General features: G+C 70.9%; 21 protein-coding genes. 12 read left to right on the top strand and 9 right to left on the bottom strand.

Annotation, left to right across the window (positions count from 1 at the left end; all coding sequences use genetic code 11):
- Nucleotides 1–13 precede the first annotated feature (13 nt).
- Entirely contained in the window at nt 14–667 is a 654-nt protein-coding gene (gene lexA, locus ACFW3L_RS01275) for a transcriptional repressor LexA (RefSeq protein WP_378735371.1), read from the bottom strand.
- 687 nt (nt 668–1,354) lie between these two features.
- Between lexA and nrdR the strand changes: the two genes are divergently transcribed.
- From nrdR to ACFW3L_RS01260, 3 genes are all read left to right on the top strand, one after another.
- Nucleotides 1,355–1,837: a transcriptional regulator NrdR gene (nrdR, locus tag ACFW3L_RS01270; protein WP_378735034.1), complete on the top strand. Its 483-nt coding sequence runs from the start codon at nt 1,355–1,357 to the stop codon at nt 1,835–1,837.
- Nucleotides 1,838–1,967: 130 nt separating this feature from the next.
- Nucleotides 1,968–4,715 (top strand): vitamin B12-dependent ribonucleotide reductase, encoded by a 2,748-nt coding sequence (locus tag ACFW3L_RS01265; RefSeq protein ID WP_378735031.1) that lies wholly within the window; start codon nt 1,968–1,970, stop codon nt 4,713–4,715.
- Between the two features lie 103 nt (nt 4,716–4,818).
- Nucleotides 4,819–5,247: a CBS domain-containing protein gene (locus ACFW3L_RS01260; RefSeq protein ID WP_378735029.1), complete on the top strand. Its 429-nt coding sequence runs from the start codon at nt 4,819–4,821 to the stop codon at nt 5,245–5,247.
- Here ACFW3L_RS01260 and ACFW3L_RS01255 read toward each other — a convergent pair.
- Complete coding sequence (locus tag ACFW3L_RS01255) at nt 5,244–5,549, bottom strand: hypothetical protein (protein WP_378735027.1); 306 nt, start codon at nt 5,547–5,549, stop codon at nt 5,244–5,246. The two genes, ACFW3L_RS01260 and ACFW3L_RS01255, sit on opposite strands and share 4 nt — an antisense overlap.
- A gap of 270 nt (nt 5,550–5,819) precedes the next feature.
- On the opposite strand from ACFW3L_RS01255, the gene ACFW3L_RS01250 reads away from it, so the two are divergent.
- Both ACFW3L_RS01250 and ACFW3L_RS01245 read left to right on the top strand, forming a co-directional pair.
- A complete protein-coding gene (locus ACFW3L_RS01250; RefSeq protein ID WP_378735025.1) occupies nt 5,820–7,577 on the top strand; it encodes an SPFH domain-containing protein in 1,758 nt (585 codons plus the stop codon).
- Nucleotides 7,578–9,038, top strand: coding sequence for an SPFH domain-containing protein (locus ACFW3L_RS01245; RefSeq protein WP_378735023.1), 1,461 nt, complete (start codon nt 7,578–7,580; stop codon nt 9,036–9,038).
- Between the two features lie 106 nt (nt 9,039–9,144).
- Here the strand turns inward: ACFW3L_RS01245 and ACFW3L_RS01240 are convergent, their stop codons facing one another.
- The 3 genes from ACFW3L_RS01240 to ACFW3L_RS01230 form a co-directional block, all read right to left on the bottom strand.
- On the bottom strand, nt 9,145–9,333 hold the full coding sequence (locus ACFW3L_RS01240) for a hypothetical protein (RefSeq protein ID WP_378735021.1): 189 nt from the start codon (nt 9,331–9,333) through the stop codon (nt 9,145–9,147).
- Between the two features lie 141 nt (nt 9,334–9,474).
- On the bottom strand, nt 9,475–10,131 hold the full coding sequence (locus tag ACFW3L_RS01235) for a hypothetical protein (RefSeq protein WP_378735019.1): 657 nt from the start codon (nt 10,129–10,131) through the stop codon (nt 9,475–9,477).
- Nucleotides 10,132–10,206: 75 nt separating this feature from the next.
- Nucleotides 10,207–10,833: a DoxX family protein gene (locus ACFW3L_RS01230; protein ID WP_378735018.1), complete on the bottom strand. Its 627-nt coding sequence runs from the start codon at nt 10,831–10,833 to the stop codon at nt 10,207–10,209.
- A 224-nt stretch (nt 10,834–11,057) separates the two neighbouring features.
- Between ACFW3L_RS01230 and ACFW3L_RS01225 the strand changes: the two genes are divergently transcribed.
- The 4 genes from ACFW3L_RS01225 (at nt 11,058) to ACFW3L_RS01210 (ending at nt 16,117) form a co-directional block, all read left to right on the top strand.
- Nucleotides 11,058–11,777: a ribonuclease HII gene (locus tag ACFW3L_RS01225; protein ID WP_378735015.1), complete on the top strand. Its 720-nt coding sequence runs from the start codon at nt 11,058–11,060 to the stop codon at nt 11,775–11,777.
- Between the two features lie 205 nt (nt 11,778–11,982).
- Entirely contained in the window at nt 11,983–14,505 is a 2,523-nt protein-coding gene (locus ACFW3L_RS01220) for an AAA family ATPase (protein WP_378735013.1), read from the top strand.
- A 35-nt stretch (nt 14,506–14,540) separates the two neighbouring features.
- Nucleotides 14,541–15,275: an NDP-sugar synthase gene (locus tag ACFW3L_RS01215; RefSeq protein WP_378735011.1), complete on the top strand. Its 735-nt coding sequence runs from the start codon at nt 14,541–14,543 to the stop codon at nt 15,273–15,275.
- 44 nt (nt 15,276–15,319) lie between these two features.
- Nucleotides 15,320–16,117 carry a tyrosine-protein phosphatase gene (locus tag ACFW3L_RS01210; RefSeq protein WP_378735009.1) on the top strand — a complete coding sequence of 266 codons (798 nt, stop codon included), beginning with the start codon at nt 15,320–15,322 and terminating at the stop codon, nt 16,115–16,117.
- Between the two features lie 69 nt (nt 16,118–16,186).
- On the opposite strand, the gene ACFW3L_RS01205 is transcribed toward ACFW3L_RS01210, so the two are convergent.
- Nucleotides 16,187–17,800, bottom strand: coding sequence for a hypothetical protein (locus tag ACFW3L_RS01205; protein ID WP_378735369.1), 1,614 nt, complete (start codon nt 17,798–17,800; stop codon nt 16,187–16,189).
- Between the two features lie 249 nt (nt 17,801–18,049).
- Complete coding sequence (locus tag ACFW3L_RS01200; protein ID WP_378735007.1) at nt 18,050–18,334, bottom strand: three-helix bundle dimerization domain-containing protein; 285 nt, start codon at nt 18,332–18,334, stop codon at nt 18,050–18,052.
- Between the two features lie 581 nt (nt 18,335–18,915).
- On the opposite strand from ACFW3L_RS01200, the gene ACFW3L_RS01195 reads away from it, so the two are divergent.
- Together ACFW3L_RS01195 and ACFW3L_RS01190 are read left to right on the top strand one after the other, a co-directional pair.
- A complete protein-coding gene (locus ACFW3L_RS01195; RefSeq protein ID WP_378735004.1) occupies nt 18,916–20,973 on the top strand; it encodes a SpoIIE family protein phosphatase in 2,058 nt (685 codons plus the stop codon).
- A 196-nt stretch (nt 20,974–21,169) separates the two neighbouring features.
- A complete protein-coding gene (locus tag ACFW3L_RS01190; RefSeq protein ID WP_378735002.1) occupies nt 21,170–22,840 on the top strand; it encodes an RNA polymerase sigma factor in 1,671 nt (556 codons plus the stop codon).
- A gap of 295 nt (nt 22,841–23,135) precedes the next feature.
- On the opposite strand, the gene yaaA is transcribed toward ACFW3L_RS01190, so the two are convergent.
- A complete protein-coding gene (yaaA, locus tag ACFW3L_RS01185; protein WP_378735000.1) occupies nt 23,136–23,930 on the bottom strand; it encodes a peroxide stress protein YaaA in 795 nt (264 codons plus the stop codon).
- 102 nt (nt 23,931–24,032) lie between these two features.
- Between yaaA and ACFW3L_RS01180 the strand changes: the two genes are divergently transcribed.
- The gene (locus ACFW3L_RS01180) at nt 24,033–24,725 is read left to right on the top strand and encodes a GNAT family N-acetyltransferase (protein ID WP_378734998.1); all 693 of its coding nucleotides are present in this window, start codon (nt 24,033–24,035) and stop codon (nt 24,723–24,725) included.
- 287 nt (nt 24,726–25,012) lie between these two features.
- Here ACFW3L_RS01180 and ACFW3L_RS01175 read toward each other — a convergent pair whose 3' ends face one another.
- Nucleotides 25,013–25,237 carry a hypothetical protein gene (locus ACFW3L_RS01175; RefSeq protein ID WP_378734996.1) on the bottom strand — a complete coding sequence of 75 codons (225 nt, stop codon included), beginning with the start codon at nt 25,235–25,237 and terminating at the stop codon, nt 25,013–25,015.
- Nucleotides 25,238–25,556: the final 319 nt, after the last annotated feature.

The following is a 25,556-nucleotide window of genomic DNA, read 5'->3' as shown; positions in this document are numbered from 1 at the left end:
CGGGGATCCGCGCTCAGACCCTGCGCATGACCGTGACGACCTTGCCGAGGATGGTGGCCTCGTCACCCTGGATGGGCTCGTAGGCGTCGTTGCGCGGCATCAGCCACACGTGCCCGTCCGGCTCTCTGCGCAGCACCTTGACGGTCGCCTCGTCGTCCAGCATCGCCGCGACGATGTCACCGTTCTCGGCCGTCTGCTGCTGACGGACGACCACCAGGTCGCCGTCGGTGATCGCGGCGTCGATCATCGAGTCGCCCACCACGGTGAGCATGAACAGGCGGCCCTCACCGACCAGCTGGCGCGGCAGCGCGAGGACGTCCTCCACGGCCTCCTCCGCCAGGATCGGGCCACCGGCGGCGATCCGGCCGACCAGCGGGACCGAGGCCGCCCTGGTGGAGTCGGCGGTGAGCTCCTCCTGGGTGAGGGTCTGGGAGGTCTCCCTGCCGGGGGTCCGCAGCTCCACGGCGCGTGGCCGGTTCTGGTCCCGGTGCAGGTACCCCTTGCGCTGGAGCACCTTCAGCTGGTGCGCCACGCTGGAGGGGCTGGACAGGCCGACGGTGTCCCCGATCTCCCGGATGGACGGCGGGTACCCCCGTTCCCGGACGTACCTCTGGATGCAGTTGAGGACACTCTGCTGGCGCGCGGTGAGCCTGGGGGTGTCGGGCACGGACGCGCCCGGTTCGCCGACGGGCGAAAGAACGGTGGTGGGTCCGGAGCCGACGGCTCCGGGGTTCTCCTCCGGCACGGCCGGGCCTCCTCGGTGTTCGGTTCGGTCAGGGCGCGTGTGCGGCCGGTCACCGGCCACGCGGACCGGACGGCGAAGCCGGTGTGAAATCAAGGTCAACTTTAGTCGTTGCACACGGTGATATCAAACAAGCGTTCGAGAGTCCGTGGACGGGGTCGCGGAGGGATTTCCCTTTGTGTTTTCACGCGCCGATTTCCGGTGGCCGGACTTATGTGTGTACACGCGTGCGGTGGCCGTTGTCCGTCGAATGCGGGATCCGGTATGGGGTTCGTCTCGCCGTGCCCCGCCGTCGCTCCACGGCCTCGGGAGGGAGGGGAATTCGGTCGGCGGTTCGGTGTGGCGGGCGTCGGGCGGCGCGTCCCCGCCCCCTTATCCTGGGATTCGGCTTCCGGAGTCGCGCACCCCCGTTTCCACCTCCTCGAACCCCGTTCCTTGGCGGCCTCCGCCGCCGGATTGGGGACACGCCGTGGGCCGGGTTGCGGGTGTCCGCCTGAGCGCCTAGGTTCGACCACAACATCTGGTGTTGACACGGGGGCCGTGGTCAATAAGTTGTGGTTAAGTAGACTCCAAGGGTTGTTGGTCGGGTACAGGAAAGCCAGGTGAACCGGGATGCACTGTCCGTTCTGCCGTCATCCGGACACCCGGGTGATCGACAGCAGGTCCACCGACGACGGCGCGGCCATCCGGCGCCGTCGGACCTGCCCCGTCTGCGAACGCCGCTTCACCACGCAGGAGACGGTCCTGCTCATGGTGGCGAAGCGGTCCGGGGTCACCGAACCCTTCAGCCGTACCAAGATCATCGCCGGGGTGCGCCGCGCCTGCCAGGGCCGCCCCGTCTCCGAGGACGCGCTGGCCAAGCTCGGCCAGCAGGTCGAGGAGGAGATCCGGGGGCGCGGCGTGGCCGAGGTGCCCGCCCACGAGATCGGCCTGGCCATCCTGGGTCCCATGCGTGACCTGGACGAGGTCGCCTACCTGCACTTCGCCAGCGTCTACCGCGGGTTCGAGAGCCTCGCGGACTTCGAGGCCGAGATCGCCAGCCTGCGAGAGGACCGCGAGGGCCAGGCGGAGCCCGCGGTCGACACCACCGGGTAGGGAACCCGGAACCGCCACCGCGAGGTGGGCGGGAGCACGGCGAACACCGTACCTCCGCACCATCCCGAACACATGAACGTCCGCGCGGTCACCGCCGGGTCCGCGCATGACCTTCGGGGGAGGCGCCGCCATGGCGCGAAAGACGAGCGGTACGACCAGGCGCGAGGGCGGGGGCCTGCGCGTCGGCCGGGTCAACACCACCGAGGGCGTCCATCCCTACGACACCCTCGAATGGGAACTCCGTGACGTCGTCATGACCAACTGGCGCGACGGCACCGTCAACTTCGAGCAGCGCGGCGTCGAGTTCCCCACCACCTGGTCGGTGAACGCCACCCAGATCGTGGCGAGCAAGTACTTCCGCGGGGCCGTCGGCACTCCGGAACGCGAAACCAGCCTCAGGCAGCTCATCGACCGGGTCGTCGACGTGTACACGAGCACCGGACGCGAGCACGGCTACTTCGCCACGGAGCAGGACGCCGAGGTCTTCGACCACGAACTCAAGTACGCCCTGGCCCACCAGCTGTTCAGCTTCAACTCGCCGGTCTGGTTCAACGTCGGAACCTCGTCCAGGGCCCAGGTCTCCGCGTGTTTCATCCTCTCCGTGGACGACACGATGGAGTCGATCCTGGACTGGTACAAGGAGGAGGGGCTGATCTTCAAGGGCGGCTCCGGCGCGGGTGTGAACCTGTCGCGTATCCGATCCAGCAGGGAACTGCTGTCCTCCGGGGGCTCGGCCTCGGGTCCGGTCTCCTTCATGCGCGGCGCGGACGCCTCCGCCGGGACCATCAAGTCCGGCGGCGCCACCCGCCGGGCCGCCAAGATGGTGGTACTCGACGTGGACCACCCCGACATCGAGGAGTTCGTCGAGACCAAGTCCCGTGAGGAGCACAAGATCCGCGCCCTGCGCGACGCGGGCTTCGACGTGGATCTGGGCGGAGACGACATGTTCAGCGTCCAGTACCAGAACGCCAACAACTCCGTCCGCGTGTCCGACGCCTTCATGCGCGCCGTGGAGACCGGTTCCGAGTTCGGCCTGACCTCCCGCACCACGGGCGACGTCGTCGCCACCGTCGACGCCAAGGAGCTCTTCCACCGGATGGCCCGTGCGGCGTGGGAGTGCGCCGACCCGGGCATCCAGTACGACGGCACCATCCAGGACTGGCACACCAACCCCGAGACCGGCCGCATCAGCGCGAGCAATCCCTGCAGTGAGTACCTCAGTCTGGACGACTCGTCCTGCAACCTGGCCTCGGTCAACCTGCTGAAGTTCCTGCGCGAGGACGACACGTTCGACGTCGAGGGGTTCACCAGCCTCGTCGAACTGGTGATCACCGCGATGGACGTCTCCATCACCTTCGCGGACTTCCCCACGGAGCGGATCGGGGAGACCACCCGCGCGTACCGGCAGTTGGGGATCGGCTACGCGAACCTGGGCGCCCTGCTCATGGCCACCGGCCACGCCTACGACTCCGAGGGCGGGCGGGCCGTGGCGGCCTCGATCACCTCGTTGATGACCGCCGCCGCCTACCGTCGCAGCGCCGAACTGGCCGGTGTGGTCGGCCCCTACGAGGGATACGGGCGCAACGAGAAGGCGCACACACGCGTCATGCGCAAGCACGCCGCCGCCAACGACGACCTGCGCACCGTGGGGGCCCTGGAGGAACCCGTCCACGAGGCCGCCACCCGGGAGTGGGCCCGGTGCCTGGAGACCGGTGAACGCCACGGTTGGCGCAACGCCCAGGCCAGCCTCCTGGCCCCCACCGGAACCATCGGGTTCATGATGGACTGCGACACGACCGGGATCGAGCCCGACTTCTCGCTGGTCAAGTACAAGAAACTGGTCGGCGGCGGGTCCATGCGGATCGTCAACCAGGCGATCCCCCGGGCGCTGCGAAACCTGGGCTACAAGGAGGAGCAGATCGCGCCGATCGTGGACCACGTGGCGGAGCACGGGCACGTGGTGGACGCGCCCGGACTCCGGCGGGAGCACTACGAGGTGTTCGACTGCGCCATGGGACGCCGGTACATCCAGCCCATGGGGCACGTGCGCATGATGGCCGCCACCCAGCCGTTCCTCTCGGGGGCGATCTCGAAGACGGTGAACGTGCCGGAGGCCGCGACGGTCACCGACTTCGAGGAGATCTACTACGAGGGCTGGCGCCTGGGGCTCAAGGCGCTGGCGGTCTACCGCGACAACTGCAAGGTGGGTCAGCCGCTGTCCACCTCGGGTGCGGCCGGGGAGACCGTGGAGGCGCCGAAGCCCGTGCGGCGGCGGTTGCCGAAGAAGCGGCCGAGCGAGACGACCTCGTTCTCGGTGGGCGGGGCCGAGGGCTACATCACCGCGGGCTCCTACCCGGACAGTGGTCTCGGGGAGGTGTTCCTCAAGCTCGGCAAGCAGGGCTCCACCCTGGCCGGGGTGATGGACGCCTTCTCCATCGCGGTCTCCATCGCCCTCCAGTACGGGGTGCCGCTGGAGACCTACGTGGAGAAGTTCACCAACATGCGGTTCGACCCGGCGGGCATGACGGACGACCCGGACATCCGTATGGCGCAGTCGGTGGTGGACTACATCTTCCGCCGCCTGGCCCTGGACCACCTGCCCTACGAGGAGCGGGCCGCGCTGGGGGTGCTCTCCGCCTCGGAGCGCGAGGCCCGGTTGCACGGGGAGGACCCGGTCCAGGCCGCCGTGCAGGTGGAGTCGTACGCGCAGTCGGCCGCCCCGGCCGAGGTTCCGGCGCCGGAAAAGCACCCCAGCGAGGACTTCTCGGAGGGGTTCATGGCCGACGCGCCCCTGTGCACCACGTGCGGGACCAGGATGCGCCCGTCCGGCAGCTGCTACGCGTGCGAGGGCTGCGGCGCCACCAGCGGCTGCAGCTGACCGCCGGCGCCCCGGGACCCCGGTCCCGGGGCGTGGTCCACACCTGTGGTTGGCGGGGGAGGGGAGCGGGTACCCCCTGAAACCCCGGCGGAAGGTGGTTCCCATGCTGATAGCCGCGATCCTGCGGGCGAAGGGCCCGGAGGTGGTGAGCGTCGCCCCGGAGGAGACCGTCGCCCGGCTGCTCACCGAACTCGCCCGGCACAACATCGGCGCCGTCGTCGTCGCGGAGGACGACACCCTCGTCGGGATCGTCTCCGAGCGTGACGTGGTGCGTCACCTGGAGCGCCGGGGACCCGAGGTCCTCTCCGCCCCCGTCTCCGACATCATGACCGCCGACGTGGTCACCTGCACCCCCGACGACTCCGTCGAGGAGGTCAGCGAACGCATGACCGTGCGCCGGTTCCGCCATGTCCCCGTGACCTCGGAGGGGCGGCTGGCCGGGATCGTCAGCATCGGTGACCTGGTCAAGAGCCGTCTACGGGTCCTCGAGAACGACCGGGCCCAGCTGGAGGCCTACATCCACGGACGCTAGGCCTCGGATCGGTCGCTGGAGGCCACGGCGACGGCGGCGGTCGCGGCGGTCACCCCCAGGACGGCGGGCCACGAGCCCACCTTCCTGGCGAGCGGGTGCGACAGGCCGAAGGCGGCCACGTACACGCCGGTCAGGGCGATGGCGGTGCCCAGGCCGGTGCTGCGGCGCGTGGTCTCGAAGGCCGCGGCGCCGAACCCGGCCAGGACGGCGCCGCCGAGGGGCCGGTTGCCGGTGGCGCGTGCCACGGAGTAGCCGCCGATCAGCCCGGCGGTGGTCAGGACGGCACTGGGTACTGCGGGCATCGAGGGCTCCCGTTCCGTGAGTTTCGGTCATGACGAGGCTAGCCCCGCCCTCGGGGGCGCGCCATCCGGCGCGCGTGGGTCACCGTGTGGCCGATACCGCGTCACGCTCGGGACACGACCCATGGGTTTCGGCTGGCCACCGTGACAAGCTAGGGCCCGACCACTACCGGTTTGTCCTACGACGGACCCGCCCCGAGCTGGAACCAGATCGCGGTACGCGACGTCGAAGCCGATAGTTCCCGACGTTCCGTCTCAAGGAAGTGCATGCCTATGTCGTTCGCGCAAACGGTGCGCGGCGCGGCCAGCGCGGTCGCCCAGGGGGGCGACCCGCGTCAGGCCGTGACCGACGCAGTCCAACAGGCCGCAGGCCAGGTGACCGGCCAGCGGTCCGGTCAGAGTTCGGAGGGCGGCCTCGATCCCCGGGACTTCGTCGCGGCACGCGAGCAGGGTGCCTCCGTGGACACCCGGATCGAGCAGAAGACCACCTCGCTCAGCAACGCGGGCGAGGCCCTCAACCGCAGCTATTACGAGCGCGGCCGGGGCGGCCCCGTCCACGTCATCTGCCCGATGGTCATCCCCCGCGGACGCACCTTCGTGACGATGCTCCCGGCGATCGCCCTGGTCGTCATCGGCGTCGTCGGTTTCTCCACCACCGCCGCCACGGCCATGGTCACGGGCGCCAACCCCCTGCTCAACCCCCTCTTCGGGGTCCACTACTGGATCATCACCGCGGCCGTCACCGGCTTCATGTGGTGGCGCCAGGGCATGGTCATGGTTCCCGAGGGCTGCCAGGCCATCGTGACCCGCTTCGGCAAGATGGAGAACCTCTACCAGCCGGGCAGGGTCACCCTGTTCAACCCCTGGAAGCGCGTCTCCTACATCGTCAACACCACGCGCGAGTACCCGTTCAACGCCCCGATCCGCTCGGCCCCCACCAAGAGCGGCGTCCAGGCCTCGGTCGACCTCTTCGTGCAGTTCAAGATCGAGAACGCCACCGACTTCGTCTACACGCTGGGCGGCGTCCCGGGCTTCCAGGAGAAGCTCAACAACGCCATCAGCGAGACCACCCGCAGCCTCATCTACGAGCAGGAGGCCTCGGCGATCTACGACATGGTCGGGGAGAGCACCCAGGCCCTGCTGGACTCCCTGAACCGCCAGTTCGGCGGCATCGTGGTTCTGACCAGCGCCAACATCACCCACGCCGAGCCCTCCAGCCAGGAGTACCGGATGGACCTGGCGGCGCCCGAGATGGTCCGCGTCGCCAAGGACGCCTACACCTTCGAGTACGAGCTCCAGCTGCGCAAGGAGCAGAACGAGGGTGACCTGAACAAGGAACTCGCCACCCTCAACGAGACGCTCTCCGCGATCCAGGCCGACATCGCCCAGTACCAGGCGCAGATGGACACCGCCCTGGAGCGCGAGACCAACCGGGCCCGCGCCACGGCCCGACAGCGCTTCGTGGAGGCCGAGTCCGAGGCCAACGCCAACGCCGCGCTCCTCCAGGCGCAGGCCCTGGACATCCGCGCGGTCAGCGCCGCCGAGGCCCCCGAGATCCTCAACTACCGCTTCCGGGAGAACCTCCTGGACAAGCTGGAGTCGGTCGCGGACAGCCTCCCGCAGGTGCTGCGGATCGGTTCGGGTGACGGCGCCAGTGTCGACTACCTGCGGATCGCCCAGGAGATCATCGGTCAGACCGACGCCGCCCTGTTCTCCGACGAGGACATGGCCGCGATCCGCGAGCGTCTGGGCGCCATCAACGCCCGCATCACCGAGCGCCAGCAGGAGATCAGCGCGATCGTCGAGGACGAGGCGGACGAGCGCCGCCCCTCGGCCGAGGACCCGGGTGAGGACCTGGTGGAGGAGATCCGCCAGTCGGTGAGCGACGACGCCATCGACGAGCGCATCTCCGAGTCCGCCCCCGTCGACCCGCCGGAGCCCTCCGGCGCACCGTTCCAGAACCCGCAGGACCCGCCGCTGCCCCCGTGGTCGCAGGGCGGTTCCGAGGGCCAGCACCCGGGAGGTCAGTAGATGAGTGAGTCCTTCAATCCCGGCGGCGGCTCCAACATCAAGGAGTCCCTGGCCTCGTGGAGCGACCTCGCGGGTCTGCTGCGCGGCGGTGACCAGGGAGCCATCGTTCCCGTGGTCATCCCCCGCGACAACCGCGGCCTGCGCTGGACCATCCTGGTCTGGTTCGGCCTGTTCGCGATCTGCTCCGCACTGATGATGTCGCTGAACGTCGCCTTCGGCGGCGCCGTGGCGGGCCTCGCCTACGGCGCCCTGGCGGTGCCCACCCTGTTCGTCGGCGTCCTCAGCGTGCTCGCCGCCGGTCTCTGGTGGTGGCGCGGCGCGATCGTGGAGATCGAGGAGGGCACCACCGGCATCCTCACGAAGTACGGTGCCTTCGCCAAGAGCATCGGCCCGGGCCGCCACTACCTGTGGCACCCGTGGTCACGCGTGGACTTCGTGGTGGACACCCGCACGGAGATCCCGTACACCGCCCCGGTGCTGGCCTGCCCCACGCGGGAGAACGTGCCGCTGAAGTCGATCGAGTTCTTCCTGAAGTTCCGGATCGAGGAGCCGTACCGGTTCGTCACCTCGATCGGCGCGAGCAACTTCGACCTGGTGCTGTCGAGCGCGGTGCAGGACGCCATCCGCCAGCGCAGCCGCATGGTCAACACGGAGTCCGCCTACGACCTGCGCGGCTCCAACGTCGAGGACATGCGCAGCCTGCTCAACACCCAGCTGCACAAGTACGGCGTCACCATCACCGGCTGCAACATCCCGGACGTGCAGCTGCCCAGCCAGTACCAGCAGCACCTGGCCACCCGGGAACGGGTCGCCAAGGAGCTGGTCGCCTACGAGCAGGAGTGGGAGCTCACGCGCAAGCGCCGCATCGACACCCTGCTCATGGACATCGAGCGCTCCAAGAAGACCCGCGACGCCAAGATCGTCGAGGTCAACGCCTCCCTGAACAAGGCGCGCAAGGACGTGGCGCAGATGCTGGAGGAGCAGGAGACCGAGGCCCAGCGGGTGCGGTACGAGATCGAGACGCGCGGCCGGGCCGACCTGGTCGCCGCCGAGAACGAGGCCAAGGCGCAGCACCGGCTGGCCACCGCGTACCGGGACAACCGGGCGGTGCTGGAGTACGAGCTGGCCCGCCGCCGCCTGGACGTGGGCGCGGCGCTGGCCGAGCGTGCACCGCGCCCGGTCGTGGTCCAGACCGAGGGCGGCTCCGGAGACGGCTCGGCACTGTCGACGCTGCTCACCGCCCAGCTGCTGCCGCAGGTGCTCAACAGCGGTGGCGGTTCCTCCCGCTCGCTGGGCGCCCCGTCCGCGCAGGACGTCCTCGACGGCGTGCAGGGTTCGGTGGCCGCCGCGGCCGGACGCCAGCAGCAGATGGCTGAGGAGTACCAGAGCCAGCAGGAGACCGCGATGCGCCAGCAGTTCGAGCGCGGTGACGGTTACGGGGGCGGTCGCGGCAAGCGCTGATCCCCGCTGACCGACCGTACGGAACGGCGGAACGTGAAGGGCCCCGCCCCCCACCCGTACTACGGGTGGGGGGCGGGGCCCTCGCGTGTGTGACCGGAGCGCGGGCTCAGCTGGCGGTGGTCAGGGCCGCGTACCCGGCGATGTCGATCCCGTGCCGGGCGGCGATCTCCACCAGGTCCTCGACCTCTCCGGCCTGGGCGACGGCCAGGTCGTCGTCGCCGATGGCGTGGGCTCGGCGCAGCGCGGTGAGGGAGTCGTGCAGACGCAGGTGAAGGGTGAGCGCGAACTCGCGCATGGTTCCTCTTCTCGGGTGGCGAGACTGCCGTGGGGGAGCACCGCGAGGGTGTCTCCCGGGGGACGCGTCCTGTCTACACGTCGAGGGTGAGAGCCAGGTTGGAGCGGGACAGCGCCGAGTAAAGAGGGGGTCCGTTCCGCTCTAGTGGTCGACCCAGACGTACCAGTCACCGGAGACGTGCTCGTAGATCCGCGATCCCTGGCCGGGCACGAAGACCCCCACCGGGATCTCCTCGGTGCTGTGCGCCAGCCCGGCGGGCTGGAGGAGCCCGGCCTTCTCCACCTCGTAGTGGGTGACGTCGCCGGTCACCGACACGCTGCGCAGGGAGTACAGGCCGGTCCACTCCCCGTTGCGGGGGATGGTCGTGGGGTCGGCCACCGCGTCGCGCAGTTCGAGGAGCTGTTCGGAGGAGGCCTGCACGCGTGTCTGGAGGGGCACGTCCGCGACGGCCAGGCCCAGGGCCACGAACGCGATGAGCGGGGCGGAGATCCACCGCAGCCAGTAGTGGCGGATCATCGGCCGGGCCACGGCCAGCGCGATGCCCAGGCGGAGCGCGCCCATCCCGGCGAGGAGGAGGCCGCCGCCGAGACCGATGACGAACGTGGGAAGGTGCCCGGCGGGCATGCTGTCCTCGAAGAGCAGGACGAGTCCGATCACCGCGCAGGCGGGGATGTAGAGGCGACCGGGCGGACGGGAGGCCCAGCTGATCAGTCGCTGGCCCGGCGTCGGCTTCTCGGCGATCTCGATCAGCTTGGCCACGGACCCGTCAGGGTTCGGGCCGGAAGCTGAGGCGGACATGGCGATTCCTCCATCGGATCCGGGACACGGCGACGCGGGCCCGATGGACGGCCGTGGGGGCGCGAACGGGCCGCGTCACAGTCGATTCGGCCGACGCGGTGCGGCCTGCTCCACAGGATAGAGCAGAGGCGGGGCGTGTTCGGGGCGGCGGGGCGAAATGGCCGGAGCTTTCCGCCGCGCCATGGAGCGGGCCCGGCGCCGGAGCCGCCGGGATGCCCGGGGACGGGGAGCGAGGACCAGGTAGTCCCACGACCACCGCCCCCCGCCGACCGCCATGAGCACGCACACCGCCGTGACCAGCGCCGTCGCCCCCCACGATCCGAACGGGGACGGGTCGGCGGCCGTCGTGGTGAGTGTTCCGACCACGGCGGACAGGGCCAGGAGCGGGCCGGTCAGCCATGTGAGCAGACCCACGGCGAAGGAGACGGAGAGCGCGACGAGCAGCGCCGGGACGACGGGGGCGACGACCCCGGCGGCGGGCACCCCGGAATCGGACAGCCGGTCCGCGACCAGGTCCACCCGACCGCGCAGGGCCAGGCCGTACCCCGCGAACACCCACCCCACGCCCACCCGGGTCGCGGCGGCGATGACGTCGTAGAGCCGACCGTGCAGGAACGGCGGCGCGGTCCGGCGCTTCGGGGACGGGCGGGCCGGGAGCCGCGGTGGGGGTACGGGCCGTGTTCTCGGCCTCGTGTGCTGCATGTCCATTCCTCCCGGGGGCCCGACACGGCGGTTCCAACAAGCGGAAACTACCGAACGTCACGTCGCATGACTCGTTGTCACGCTCGGTGAGTCGCGCAAAACCCGCCGGATTGGTCGTCGTGAGCCCGATCGGTCCGGCCCGAGGCGTCTCCCGGGCCCCGGCCGAAGCCCCGGGCGCCGGAGAACCGGCCCGGAAGGTCACCCGACCGTCCTAGGGTTGTGGCGTGCCGACGACGACTGCCCCCAAGAACAGCCCCTCCCCGAAGAGCGACCCGCCCCCCGCTCCGACCTCCGAGGTCGAGGACGAACTCCGCGCCTCCGGAGCCCGGGTGGTGGCCGGTGTGGACGAGGTGGGCCGAGGCGCCTGGGCCGGGCCCCTCCTGGTCTGCGCCGCGATCCCCGGAGAGGGCGAGCCCCCCGCCGGTCTCACCGACTCCAAGCGCCTGACCCCCAAACGCCGACGCGAGCTCGCCGCGCAGATCGAACCCTGGGTCTCCGACCACGCCTTCGGCTGGTCCGAGGCGACGGAGATCGACGAGGTCGGCATGACCGAGGCCCTGCACCGGGCCGCCCGCCGGGCCCTGGACGCGCTGGAGCCCCGCCCCGACGCCGTGATCCTGGACGGCCGCCACGACTTCATCGGTCGACCCTGGCGCGTGCGCACTCAGGTCAAGGGCGACCTCACCTGCGTGAGCGTGGCCGCCGCCGCGATCCTGGCCAAGGTGCGCCGCGACGCCCTCATGGCCGAGCTGGCCGAGGTCCACCCCGGTTACGGATTCGAGCGGGCGGCGGGATACCCCTCGCCCACGCACCGCACGACCCTGGCCGAGCACGGACCCACCCCCCAGCACCGCATGAGCTGGTCCTACCTTGACGACCTGCCCCGATGGAGCCACCTGCGCCAGGTGCGCCCCGCCCCCGGCGGTCAGATCCCGCTGCTCTGATCCGGGCCCGGGCGGCCCGCGACACGCCGCCCCGCACTGGACATCCGGCCCCACTTGGGGCAAGGCTGTTCCTGGGCCGTGCCCGCCGAGCACGGGACCAGAGGAAGACGACCCGGCCCACGGCCGCATCGCGGGAGTCGGCCCCCTCCGACCCCGGCCCACCCCGGGGCCAACCACGCGACCCCCACGCAGGAAGGGGCTACGGATGACGCGCGAGACGCTCTCCACCGCCGCCGCGCGGCCGGACCGCGCATCGGGACTGGACCGCCTACGCGCCGTCTACCACCGGGTTCCGCTCGGGCGCCGCCTGGTGGCGGCCCTGGTCGTGCTCACGGTGGTCGCCGTCGTGGCACTCGTCCTCAGCCTGCCGGTGCTCAACGTCCTGCTCGGCACGCTGCTCGTGCTGGTGGCGTTCTCCGCCCTGATGCGCTCCCTCGACGCCCTGCTCACCGTCGTGGTCTCGGTGGTCTGGCTCGCCATCGCCGTGCCGCTGTTCCAGATCCCCCTCACCGGGGAGCCCGTCACCCTGCTGGTCGTGCCGCTGCCCCTCCTGGTGGTCCTCGCGGCGGGTCGCGCCCGTGAGTTCCCGGCCTGGCACACCGCCCTGCTGTCGCTCACCGCGGGCCTGGTCGTCGGCTTCTCCGTGGCCCTGTTCGGCATGATCGTCGAACCCTTCCCTGCCGGAGCCGGGATCGCCGCGCTCTACGCCGCGGCCGGAGCCTGCCTGGTCTGGCGGCTGGTCGCCTCCGGGCAGGTGGCCAAGGAGAGCCGGGAGAACGACGAGAAGCGGAGGAACAGCACCTCCAGATCCGGGCCGGGGCCACGGGACGCCCAGGCACCCCGGGGGACCACCTCCGGGAAGCCGGGCCGGAACGGGACCCCCGCTGGTTCCGACGGTCAGGCGGGCGGCCAGGGGCTGCGCGGCCGGGGCTCGGACACTCCGCGCCGGGGTGTGGCCGCCGCCGACGGCGCCGACGGTGCGGAGGAACCCGTCCCCGTGGACGTGGCGCTGGCCGAGCTGGAGGGCATGATCGGCCTCGACCCCGTCAAACAGCAGGTCCGGGGGATCGCCGCCTCCATCGAGGCCGCCCGGCTGCGCGCCGACGCCGGACTGTCCGTGGAACGCCCCCTGCGCCACCTGGTCTTTTCCGGGCCGCCGGGCACCGGCAAGACCAGCGTCGCCCGTACCCTCGCCACGATCTTCCACTCCTTCGGCCTCCTGCCCACCTCCCGGGTGGTGGAGGCCCAGCGCGCCGACCTCGTGGGCGAGTACCTCGGCGCCACCGCCATCAAGACCAACGAGCTCATCGACAGCGCCCTCGGCGGAGTGCTGTTCGTCGACGAGGCCTACTCCCTGGTCAACGAGGGTGACGGCCAGGCCGACCGGTTCGGCAACGAGGCCGTCCAGACCCTGCTCAAGCGGGCCGAGGACGACCGCGACCAGCTGGTCGTCATCCTGGCCGGATACGAGAAGGAGATGGACGCCTTCCTGGCCACCAACCCCGGCCTGGCGTCCAGGTTCGCCACCCGCATCAGCTTTCCCAGCTACTCCGCCGCCGAACTGTTCCGCATCGCGGAGGCCCTCGTGGCCCAGCGCGGCGACCTCCTCGACCCCGACGCCGCCCGCGCCCTGCGGCGGCGGTTCGACCAGACCGTCCAGCGCGAGGCCGTCGACGAGCTCGGCAACGGCCGCTTCGCGCGCTCCATGGTGGAGAAGGCCTCCCAGGCCCGGGACGTTCGCGTGGTCACCTCCGGGGCCAGCGGCGACGAACCGGCTCCCCGACCCACCGCCGACGCCCTGGTCACCGTGCACGCGGCCGACGTCGAGTCCGCCTACTCCGAGCTCACCTCGCGTCTTCCGGGCTTCGGGGAGTCCCCCGGCCTGGAGGAGGCGATGGCCGAGCTCGACGGCATGATCGGTCTGGAGCCGGTCAAGGAGCAGGTGCGCTCCCTGGTCGCGCAGCTGCGCGTGGCACGCCTGCGCGAGGAGCAGGGGCTGCCGCACCAGCCGCCCATGCGGCACTTCGTCTTCACCGGCCCTCCCGGCACCGGCAAGACGACGGTCGCGCGCGTGCTCGGCCGGGTCTTCTCCGCCCTGGGCATGCTGGGCCGCTCCGAGGTGGTGGAGGCCCAGCGCGCCGACCTCGTCGGTGAGCACCTGGGCGCGACGGCCGTCAAGACCAACCGCCTGGTGGACCGCGCCCTGGGCGGAGTGCTGTTCGTCGACGAGGCCTACTCCCTGGTCAACCCCGGCTACAGCGGCGGCGACGCGTTCGGGGCGGAAGCCATCCAGACCCTGCTCAAGCGGGCCGAGGACGACCGCGACCGGCTGGCGGTGGTGCTCGCGGGCTACACCGACGAGATGGACCGCTTCCTGGCCTCCAACGCTGGACTCTCCTCGCGGTTCAACGTGCGGGTGCGGTTCCCCTCCTACAGCCCGGACGAGCTGTCCGAGATCGCGGACACGGTGGCCGCGCGCACCGGGGACGCCTTCGACGACACGGCCCGCGAGGACCTGCACAGCATCTTCACCCACGTGTGTGAGACCGGGTGGATCGACGAACTGGGCAACGGGCGTTTCGCGAGGTCGCTCTACGAACGGGCCTGCTCCCACCGTGACCTGCGGGTCTCCCAGGAAGTGGGGGAGTCGGCCACCGCCGCCGAGCTGACCGTGGTCACCAGCGAGGACGTGCGCAGGGCCTACTCCGACGCGACCCAGCAGAGCTAGGGAATCCCGGACCCCCTCCTGCTACTGTCCAGTACATGACCGCTGCACCGACATCCTCCGAGTCCCCCGTCAGGCAGGCGCTGATCCTCGCTGGAGGACAGGCCACCCGGCTGCGGCCCTACACCGACACCCGCCCCAAGGCGATGGTGGAGGTGGCCGGACGGCCCATCATCGACTACCAGCTGGAGTGGCTGGCCTCGCACGGAGTCGAGCAGGTCGTCGTCTCCTGCGGCTACAAGGCCGAGGTCCTGCGCGAGCACCTGGAGAACCGGAGGGAGGGCCTCGAGATCTCCCTGCTGGTCGAGGACGAGCCCCTGGGGCGGGGTGGCGCCCTGCGTTACGCCGCCACCGGGCTCCGCGACCCCGAGGCCCCGTACTTCGCCCTCAACGGCGACGTGCTCACCTGGTTCCCGCTGGACGAGCTCACCCGGCGCCACCGCGCCAGGGGCGGCCTCGGGACCCTGGCCCTGGCCCGGTTCCGCACCACCTGGGGCATCGTGGACGTCGACGGTGACGACCGGATCGAGGGCTTCACCCAGAGCCCGCTGCTGCCGGTCTGGATCAACGCGGGCGTCTACCTGTTCGAGCCGGGCCTGACGCCGCTCCTGCCGACCAAGGGCGACCACGAGTCCTCGACCTTCCCCGACCTGGCCAAGGAGGGGAAGCTGACCGCCTACCGGATCGACGGGTTCTGGCGCGGCGTGGACACCGCGAAGGACGTCAAGGAGGCGGGCGCCGAGATCGAGGCCCTGCGCGCGACCGACGGCTGAGCGCCCGTCCGCTCGGAATCGTGGGGTGACGGGGCACCGGGGCGGTGGGTATCGTCTGCGTCGTGACGAATGACGGTTTCCTCCTCTCCAGTGCCCCCAACTTCCGCGACCTCGGCGGCCACCGCACGAGGGAAGGCCGGACCGTGCGCGGCGGTCTCCTCTACCGCTCCGACGCCCTGCACACCATCGCCGACCATGACCTCCCCGTGTACCAGGGGTTCGGCATCCGCCAGCTGATCGACCTGCGCACCCACCACGAACGCGACCGTCTGCCCGACGTGGTCCCGGAGGGGGCCGAGTACGCCGCCGTGGGCGTCCAGAACGCGGAGGCGGCGGGAGCCAACTTCGTCGACCTGCTCGCGGACCCGGACCGGGCCAGGGCCATGTTCGGAGACGGAGCGGCCGAGCGGTTCATGCTGGAGGTCTACCGCGCCCTCGTCGCCGACACCGAGGCCCTGGACGGTTACCGCGACCTGGTCGAACGCGCCGCCAAGGGCCCGACCGCCCTCGTCTTCCACTGCAGCGCGGGCAAGGACCGGACCGGCTGGGGAGCGGCGCTGCTCCTCACCCTCCTGGGCGTCGACCGCACGACGGTCACCGAGGACTTCCTGGTCAGCAACGACCGTCAGGCCAACACCGACCAGTGGATGCGCCAGTTGTCCAAGGACAGCCAGCTCCCGTGGGAGGACGTGGAGCCCATGACCCGGGTCCGCGCCTCCTACCTGGACACCGCCTTCACCCACGTCGACGAGGTGTACGGCTCCTTCGACGCCTACGTGGCCGACGGCCTGAAGCTCTCCGAGGGGACCCTGGAGGCCCTCAGGACCCGGATGCTCGACTGACACCCCGAGGGCGCCGGACGGGGTGGCGGCGCCGTCCTCCCGTTCCTCGCCCTCCCGGAGCCCGCACTCCTACAGCGCGTCCAGTCTTCGGCGGAGGTCGCTCTCGCTGGTGGCGCTGAACAGCTCCTCGGTGAGGGTGGCCAGCACCGTCGCGCGGTCCTGACCCCGGTCGAGCATGCGGCGGGCCGCCGCCCACAGGTTGGCGGGTCTGCCGTCCCAGAGCCGCTTGGCGAGGCGTTCGTGCCGGTCCAGTTCGCGCTCCCGGTCGGGATCGCGCCCGGTCACCGGGCGGTACCAGCGGTCCTGCCCGGTCGAGTGGTGGCGGCCGCTGTGCGGGGTGGCGGCCTCGTACTCGCCGTAGTGGTCCAGCCGCAGGAGGGCCCGGCGACCCCTGGAGGTGTCCGGGGCGAACTCCTCCGGAGCACCGGTGACGATCTCGCTGGCCAACAGGGGAAACGCGAACATCCGCCGGGCCAGGGAGGCGAAATCGCCGTCCGGGAGCAGCCGCCGGACCGCCTCCTGCCGCAGGCCCAGGGGCCGGGCCGGGTCCCGGTAGGTCGCGGCGAAGGCCGAGATGGTCTCCCACACCGCGTCCAGCGTGGCGGCCACGGCGACCTCCGGGAGCTGGGAGCGGGCACCGGCCCAGCGCACCCAGGCGGCGAGGACGTGCGGCATGGCCTCCTGCTCCTCGGGCAGCAGCACCACCCGGCCGGGCAGCCAGTGCAGCAGGAACGACTCCACCTTGCGGGGGCTCACGCGCAGCGGACGGCCCGAGTCGACGTCGCAGCCGTGCGCGATGATGTGGTCCGCGCACCGGCTCGCCGCGTAGGAGTCCGACAGCTCGGCCGCCTGGTCCGAGGCGAGGAAGCGCGCCGCCAGCACCGCGCGCCGGTCGCGCCGCCACACGGGGACCGGTGAGGCCGTGACCCCCTCGGGAGGCAACGGGAGGCGTTGGACCCGGGACGCGGCCAGCGCGAAGTGCGAGGCCAGCGAACCTCCGGTGAGGTCGGCGGCGGAGATCCCGACCGGCTCCACGGTCGGCCCGGCGGAGGGATCCGCCGTGGCGCCCGTGACCACCCGTTCCGTGCGCTCCAGCGCGCGGGAGAGCAGCGCCCGCGCCTCGCTCAGCTCCAGCCGGTCGAACCGGGCCAGGTCGTCGTTCTCGGCGCGCTCGCGGCACTGCTCCAGCAGCAGGTCCACCTTGGTGGTGACCCAGGCGTCCCGGAGCAGGCCGCCGCTGTTGTGGTCGAGGACGAGGATGAGCGCGTGCTCGGGCGGCATCGCGCCGTCACTGTCGGGCGCGTCCCGGCTGAACACGCACACGACGTCGTCGGTGTCGCCGAACCGGTCGCCGTTGACGTACGCGGCCACGGGGGAGACCGCGCCCAGCTGGGCGGCCCAGGCCGGGGCCTGGAGCCCCCGCTCGCGCAGGGCGATCATCCCCTGTTCGGCCAGTTCCCGCTGGGAGGGCGAGGTGCCCAGAGCGGTGATCGCGGCCAACACGCCCAGTCCGGCCGGTTTTCCGGAGGCGGTGGCGTGCGTGATCAGCCCCTCGCCGAGCAGCCGCTCCACGTCCACCCCGGGCAGCCGTTCACCCCACCATGAGCCCAGGAGCGCACTGAAGGCCAGCTCCGCGTCGAGCGGGTGCCGCATGGCGAGCAGGGCTCTGGCCGCGCGCAGCATCTCCTCGAAGGCGGCGGCGGGAACGTCGGGGCCTGTGGGTGAGGGTGAAGGGGATGGCACGAACTGAAGCGTATGCCAGCGCGAAGCGGGTCCGCTCCCGCTTGTGGACAACCGGTCCGCGAGGCGTTGGTCCCCGGGCGGCGGCGCGCGGCTGCGAGGGCGGTCGGCCACGGCCGTTCCGAGGCGGGCGGCGCGACAGCCGGGCGCGGGTCCCCTGGGGGTTCGTGCCCGGCTGTCGTGCCACCGGCGTCAGCGTGGTTCGGGCACCGCGCGGTGGCCGGTGAGCAGGGTGGTTCCCGATCGACGTACGGTCTTGCGGACCGTGGAGGGCGGCACCGAGTTCACCATGGCCTCCAGGTGCTCACGGGCGACCCGCTCGACGAGGTGCGGTGTGACCGGGATGCCCAGGTGTTCGGCACAGTGCCAGGTGTCGCTGACACAGCGCTCCACGCAGCGGGGCGACAGCCCGCTGAACTCGTCGTGAAGCCGTGCCGAGATCTGTCTGAGATCCTGGACCGGGAAGGTCTGGAGCATTCTCGCTCACACTCCTGGCTGATGATGGTCTGGACGGTGACCTCCACCTATTCCACTTGTTCTGAGCGGACAGTCAACCCCCGTCGCGGCACGCTGTTGATAAAACCTGGGGGAGCTGCCGTTTACCCTGTGGCCCTCGTCGCCGCAGGTCACAGTGGATAAATGGGCGAATCGGACATATGGCACTCCGGTTTCGCGGACTTCCTCGCAAACCGGGCCTCCTCGCCATCCATCGTGAATTATGGGAAAACACGCCCGCAGGACCCCCGGTCGTCGGTGTCGGGGTGACACCGTGGCCTAACATTTACCTTCCGTGTCCACGGCGGCTTCCCCTCACCGACGGCCGTTGCGTGTCAGCGGGTGTGTCTTATGCTTGAGCCGTGACAGCGGCCGAGAGGAGTCATGGAGCGTGACTCCTGGGAGCCGCGGAGCCCCCCGGCCGGAATCGGCGCCGCGCACCCCGCGCCGGAGTGCCACCGCGAGCGGGTGGCGAGCACGGTGCGACAGGGGACCACGCGGTCCAGAAAGCCCCCCATCGAAAACCGGCTGGGGAATCCGACGGTTCCGGAGGTGTCGAGCAGTTGAGCGCCGAGACGTCCATCCCCCCTCCCAGGATCAGTGCGGCGGAACTCCCGGACGCGGTGAAGTCCCTCCTCACCGACGCCCCCATCGGTTTCGCGCTCCTGGGCCCCGACGACGTCTTCGTCTCGATCAACGCCCGCATGGCCTCCGTCCTCGGCAGCACCCCCGACCGCTGTCTGGGACGCACCCCCGACGAGGCCGGTGAGCAGGCCGGTGCCCCCGCCGAAGCCAGTGCCCACCGCGCCTCCCTGGCCCGGGTCCGCGACACCGGACGCTCCGTACGCGGCCGCCACCGGACCGCCTCCGGTCAGACCTGGGACCTCACCTGGTTCCCCGTCAACGACCCCGCCGACGGCGCACGGCACATCGCCCTCATCGCCGCCCGCGACCACGAGGACGGGGTCGCCCACCGCGAGGAACAGCGCCTGCGCGCCCTGCTCCAGGCGGGCAACCAGATCGTCTGGTCGGCCGGGTCGGGCGGCGACGTCCGCGAGGACTGCCCCCAGTGGCGGGCCATCACCGGCCAGGACCTGGACGCCTACCTCGGTCGCGGCTGGCTGGACGCCGTGCACCCGGACGACCGCCCCGGCGTCGAACGCGCCTGGGACGACGCCGTCCTCGACGTCACCGCCTTCGACGCGATGTTCCGCGTGCGCACCCGAGCGGGCGGCCACGTCCACTACCGGGCGAGAGCCAACCCGGTCATGGACGGCGCGGAGACCGCCGAATGGGTCGGCACCCTGGTGGACATCACCAACGAGCGTGAGGCCGACGAACTCCGCCAGCGCCTCAACCAGCAGCTCAGTGAGGCGGCCATGCGCACCGCCCGCCTCCAGAAGGCCACCTCCGACCTCGCCGAGGCCCTCACCGCCGACGAGGTCGTCCAGGCCATGTCCGAGATCGGCCGCTCCGGCGTGGGCGCCGACCACACCTCGGTCGCCCTGTTCGACCGCGACCGGCTGCGCCTGCGGATCCTCTCCGCCGACGGTTGCGCGGGTCTGCCCGAACGCGGCTTCTCCCTGGACTACCCGGACGTCGCGGCCCGCGCCGTGGCCACCCGCGCGCCGTGCCTGGTGGCTGGCCCCGCCGACCTGCGCGAGCTCATGGATCACGCCCCCGAGGTCGAGGACCTGCTGGAACGCACCAGGGAGCGCGCCTGGGTGGCACTGCCCATGATGGCCGCCGGACGCCCGATCGGAGCCCTGCGCTTCTCGTTCAGGGCCCAGCGGGACGTCACCGACGAGGAACGCGTCTTCCTGGAGGCACTCGCGGGACAGTGCGCTCTGGCCATCGGCCGGGCCATCGTCTACGAACGCGAGCACGGCACCGCCGAGGAACTCCAGCGCAGTCTCCTGCCCGAGGAGCTCCCCGAGGTCGCGGGTGTGCGCCTGGCCGCCTACTACCGCTCGGGTTCGCAGCACGTGCAGGTGGGCGGCGACTGGTACGACGCCTTCCCGCTGTCCGACGGACGCGTCGCCGGGGTCCTCGGTGACGTCATGGGCAAGGGCATCCAGGCCGCCGCCGGAATGAGCCGGATTCGTAACGCTCTGCGTGCCCTGGCCTTCTCCATGCCGGAACCCGCCGACGTGTTGACCGGGCTCGACCGCATGTTCACGGCCACAGAGGGAATGGATCAGGTGACAACCCTGGTCTACTTCGTCCTGGACCCGGTCACCGGACAGCTCGACCTCAGCAACGCGGGGCACCTCCCGCCGCTCGTGGTCGCCGGGAACGCCGGGCCCTCACTGCTCGACACCGAGCCCGACACACCGCTCGGCGTCAGCTCTCCGAGGGGGCATCACAAATTCTTCGTGCAACCCGGTAACACTGTCGCCCTCTACTCCGATGGACTGGTTGAGAACCGCAGACGTTCCGTCGACGCCGGTCTGGACGAGCTCGTCAGGGTCGCGTCGAGGGCCCGTCCCGAGGTGGTGGGCGATCCACAGCAGATGCTGGAGTACCTTGTTGAGAGCATGCTCGATGGGTATGAGCAGGACGATGATGTCACTCTGCTCGCCGTTCAGCTTCCGGTGATCGATTCCGTGTCGGAGCGGTAGACCGTACGAACAAGTCCATTGCCTTGCCTACAGTGAAGAAGCCGCCGCGCCCCGCGAAGCGGAGGTGACCACGGCTTCCCCGCCCAGTGGGGACGATCCCAGGCCGCAGGTGGGAGAGGGTGCAGTGCCCGGTCCCGGCCAATCCGGACCACCGGGTCCGATCAATTCTCGCCACACGTCCGTTCGAGAGGTGTTTGTGTCATCTGCCAGTTCGACTCGCTCGAAGCAGTCCGAGTCACTGCAAGAGCCCGTCATTCAGCAGCTGATCGAGCGTGGGCGGTCCCAGGGCTTTCTTGAGCCCGAGGACGTGCGCCGTGCCTTCGAAGAGGCCGAAATCCCGATGTCGCAGGCGCAGTCCGTGCTCCGCAGCCTCGCCAAGGAGGGCGTGACCGTACTCGTCCCCGAGTCGGCCTCCTCGCGGCGCAAGACCACACGGCGCAAGTCGGCGGCTCCTCGGTCCAGCACCACCACAACCCGCTCGACCACCACCACGAGCCGGGCCGCCAAGCCCGCCCGTGCCGCGGCCGCCCAGGACCAGCCGGAGACGGTCACCGCCGTCGTCGACTCCTCCGAGGGCTCCTCCGCGAAGAAGGCCCCGGCCAAGAAGGCGGCGACCGCGAAGAAGGCGGCCACCCCCAAGAAGGCCGCGGCCGCCAAGAAGCCCGCGGCCAAGGCCCCGGCCAAGAAGGCGACGGCGACCAAGAAGTCCACGAAGAAGGACCTCGAACTCGCCTCCGACTCCGGTGACTTCGCCGAGGAGGGCCTGGACGACGACCTCGAGCACACCGGCGCCGAGCTGGAGCTGGTCGAGGACACGGCCGAGCCCGAGAAGGAGACCAAGCCGGCCAAGCCCGAGACCGTCGGCGCGCCCGTCAAGCCGAGCAAGGACGACGACTCCTTCGTCCTGTACGACGATGACGACGACGCCCCCGCCGCCCAGGTGGTCGCGGCCGGTGCCACGGCGGACCCGGTCAAGGACTACCTGAAGCAGATCGGCAAGGTCCCGCTCCTCAACGCGGAGCAGGAGGTCGAGCTCGCCAAGCGCATCGAGGCCGGGCTGTTCGCGGAGGAGAAGCTCTCCGAGGAGAACGACGTCCTCACCTTCGAGCTCCGTGACGAGCTGGAGTGGATCTCCGAGGACGGCGGCCGCGCCAAGAAGCACCTGCTGGAGGCCAACCTCCGTCTGGTCGTCTCCCTGGCCAAGCGCTACACCGGCCGCGGGATGCTCTTCCTGGACCTGATCCAGGAGGGCAACCTCGGTCTGATCCGCGCCGTCGAGAAGTTCGACTACACCAAGGGCTTCAAGTTCTCCACGTACGCCACGTGGTGGATCCGCCAGGCGATCACCCGCGCGATGGCCGACCAGGCCCGCACCATCCGTATCCCGGTGCACATGGTCGAGGTCATCAACAAGCTGGCCCGCGTCCAGCGCCAGATGCTCCAGGACCTGGGCCGCGAGCCCACCCCGGAGGAGCTGGCCAAGGAACTCGACATGACCCCGGAGAAGGTCGTCGAGGTGCAGAAGTACGGCCGCGAGCCGATCTCCCTGCACACCCCCCTGGGCGAGGACGGCGACAGCGAGTTCGGTGACCTCATCGAGGACTCCGAGGCGATCCAGCCGGGCGAGGCGGTCAGCTTCACCCTGCTCCAGGAGCAGCTGCACTCGGTGCTCGACACCCTGTCCGAGCGCGAGGCCGGCGTGGTCTCCATGCGCTTCGGGCTCACCGACGGTCAGCCGAAGACTTTAGACGAGATCGGCAAGGTCTACGGGGTCACCCGTGAGCGCATCCGGCAGATCGAGAGCAAGACGATGTCGAAGCTCCGTCACCCGTCGCGCTCCCAGGTGCTCCGCGACTACCTGGACTAGTCAGCCGGTCCAGGAGCAGACCCACGCTTCAGGCTGAGAAGCAAACAGGCGCGCCCTCCCGAGATGAATCGGGAGGGCGCGCCCGGTGTTCGTGCCCCCTGCCATGCTCACGGGTGTGGCGACGCCCGCGTGTCCCTCGCATGCCATCAGGCACTCACTGTCCCCGCACGGAGTCCGATCTCCATCCGATGCGCACCATGCTGCCCCACGTGCTGTAGGTGCGGCATAAAGGTGGTCTGGTCCGGTTATCCGCGCGGTGCGTCCCGTGTGACCTGCGGTTGGGGCGAGGGCGGGATCAGTCGCGGACCACGACGTCCATCGTGCGTGCCGTGCGCGGCTTCGCGGCGGGCGGCAGTTCCACGGTGTGCCCTAGGTCGCGCAGCGCCGCGACCAGCTCCTCCGGGCTGTCGGCTCGGACGTTCTCCCGGACCAGCACCCGGGCGATGTCCCCACGGGTGGCCTTGGCCATGTGGCTGACCACGGACCTCCTGGTCACCCCGTCGACCTCGCGCTCGCGCAGCACCCGCACGGCGACGGTCCGCTCGGCGGCGGCACCGGTCGGCCTGAACGCGGCCGCGTAGGCCGCGGACCGGCAGTCCACCAGCAGACGGTCCTCCGTGAGCTCACCGAGCGGGCCGGTCATGGCACCGCGCCAGTACGTTCCCAGGGCGCCCAGCGGCGGCAGTTTCACCCCCATGGACAGGCGGTAGGGCGGGAGCTGGTCGGCGGGGCCCACCACGCCCCACAGGCCGGAGAACACCAGGACCCGGTCCCGGACCGTGTCCCCGTGGTCGCTGAGCAGGTCGGGCAGCCCGAGCCGGTCGTAGAGCACCCCCGTGTAGAGGTCGGCCGCGCGCAGCGTGGGGGCCGTGGTCAGGTCCAGGTTGCGCTTGAGGGCGTCGGTCTGGGAGACCGACAGGCCCAGGACCTCGCGAGCGGTGTCCTCGGGGCCCGAACAGAGCGCGGTCAGCGCGGTCACGACCCGTTCCCGGCTCTCGGCCAGCTCCGGCAGGGTGAGCGCGCCCGGGTCGAGCTTGGGGCCCTCGCCGGAGGTGGCCTTGCCCTCGGAGGGCGGGAGCAGGATGAACATGGACTCTCCAGGTCAGGGGTGAGGTGGGACCGTGCCCATGGTAGGGCGTGTACGGCTGGATAGGATGTGCCGCTTCCGACACCGGGACAGTGAGGGGCGTACATGCACACGTGGGCGGAACGGGTGTCCAGGGACTGGCCCGCCTTCCGGACCGAGTCGCGCGCCGGCTGGCGGTTCGGCCTCGCGGAGGGGTTCACCAAGCGGGCGAACTGTGCCCTGGTGGAGGACCCCGGAGCCGAGGTGGCGGAGGTCACCCGGTTCTACCGTGAGCACGGGCTGCGTCCCTGCGTGCAGGTGTGGCCGGGGGAGGAGGCGGTGGACGCCCGTCTGGCGGAGCACGGATACGAGCGGGTGGAGCCCACCCTGGTGCTCGCCAGGGAACTCCCGGAGCGGCCCGAGGCCCCCGGGCGGACCCGGGTCTCGTCGGCTCCGACGCCGCGTTGGAGGGAGCTCTTCGCGGAGACGGGTGTGTCGCCGGAGTGGGCCGAGGGCGTGGTGCGCATCCTCGGGCAGGTGACCACGGCCTACGGGGTCCACGAGGAGGGGATCGGCCGGGGCTGCGCGGTGCTGGACGGTGAGTCGGTGGCGATCTGCTCGATGGTCACGGCCCGCGAGGCCCGTGGCCGTGGTGTGGCGGGGGCGATCCTCGCCGACCTCCTCGCTTGGGCGCATGACCGGGGTGCCAGACGGGCCTACCTGTGCGTGGTGGCCGACAACGGGGCCGCGCTGCGCCTGTACCGGCGCGCGGGGTTCGAGGAGGTCTCGCGCTACCACAACCGGGTCCTGGCCGACTGAGGCCCCGCCCCGGCCCGACGGAGGGTTCTTGGCGCGGGTCCGGAGGACGGGCTCCGGCCACGGGCACCGGGACACGCCTCTCCGGCTGCGAGCACGTCACCCGTGTCAGGTCGCGTACGTCACCGTGTCCCAGCGCATGGGACCCCGGGACCCGGCTGTTCTCGGGGCCGGGCGCCGCAGCCCTCACGAGATCGAGCACGTCACTCGTGTCCCAGGGTCCCCCCTGGAACGAGGACGGCGGCCCCCGGAATCCGGGGACCGCCGTCGACGTTTCGTGGTCGTCGTGGCTAACGCTCTTCCGCGTTCTTGTCGCTCTTGGTGAGCTTGTCCGTCTCGTCCTGGATGTCCGAGGCGATCTTGCGGAGCGAGTCGTCGTGCTTGCGCATGTGGTGCGCGCAGAACAGGAGTTCGCCGCCGGAGTTCAGCAGCACCCGGACGTACGCCTGTGCACCACAGCGGTCGCAGCGGTCAGCAGCCGTCAGCGGCTGAGTGGGGGCAAGGGTTCCAGTCACTTCGCCATCCTCAATACTCGGCGTTAGTCACCTCTGACAACATCTAACCCGACCCAGACGTTCCCAACCGGGTCCCGTGTACGCCGACAGCGGAATCCGCCCGGTTCGTGTCCGTCTGGTGCCCCGTGGGGCAAATTCGTCGGACACGCTACCTCGTTGTCGTTGTACCCCTGGGGGAGGCCCGACTATCCCCGGAAAACGGGAGTATCCAGGTCGCATCCACCAGAGGTGGTAGTCTCGCGCGGGCAGGCCCGTCCGACCCCCACGTCGGTCCGCTCCGACCCGCACACGGTTCGTGGAGCCCGCCACGGCGGACCCG

Origin of the sequence: Nocardiopsis sp. NPDC058789, from assembly GCF_042745575.1 — a bacterium.
Lineage (GTDB): Bacteria > Actinomycetota > Actinomycetes > Streptosporangiales > Streptosporangiaceae > Nocardiopsis > Nocardiopsis eucommiae.
This window is presented reverse-complemented; position numbering and strand designations above follow the sequence as displayed.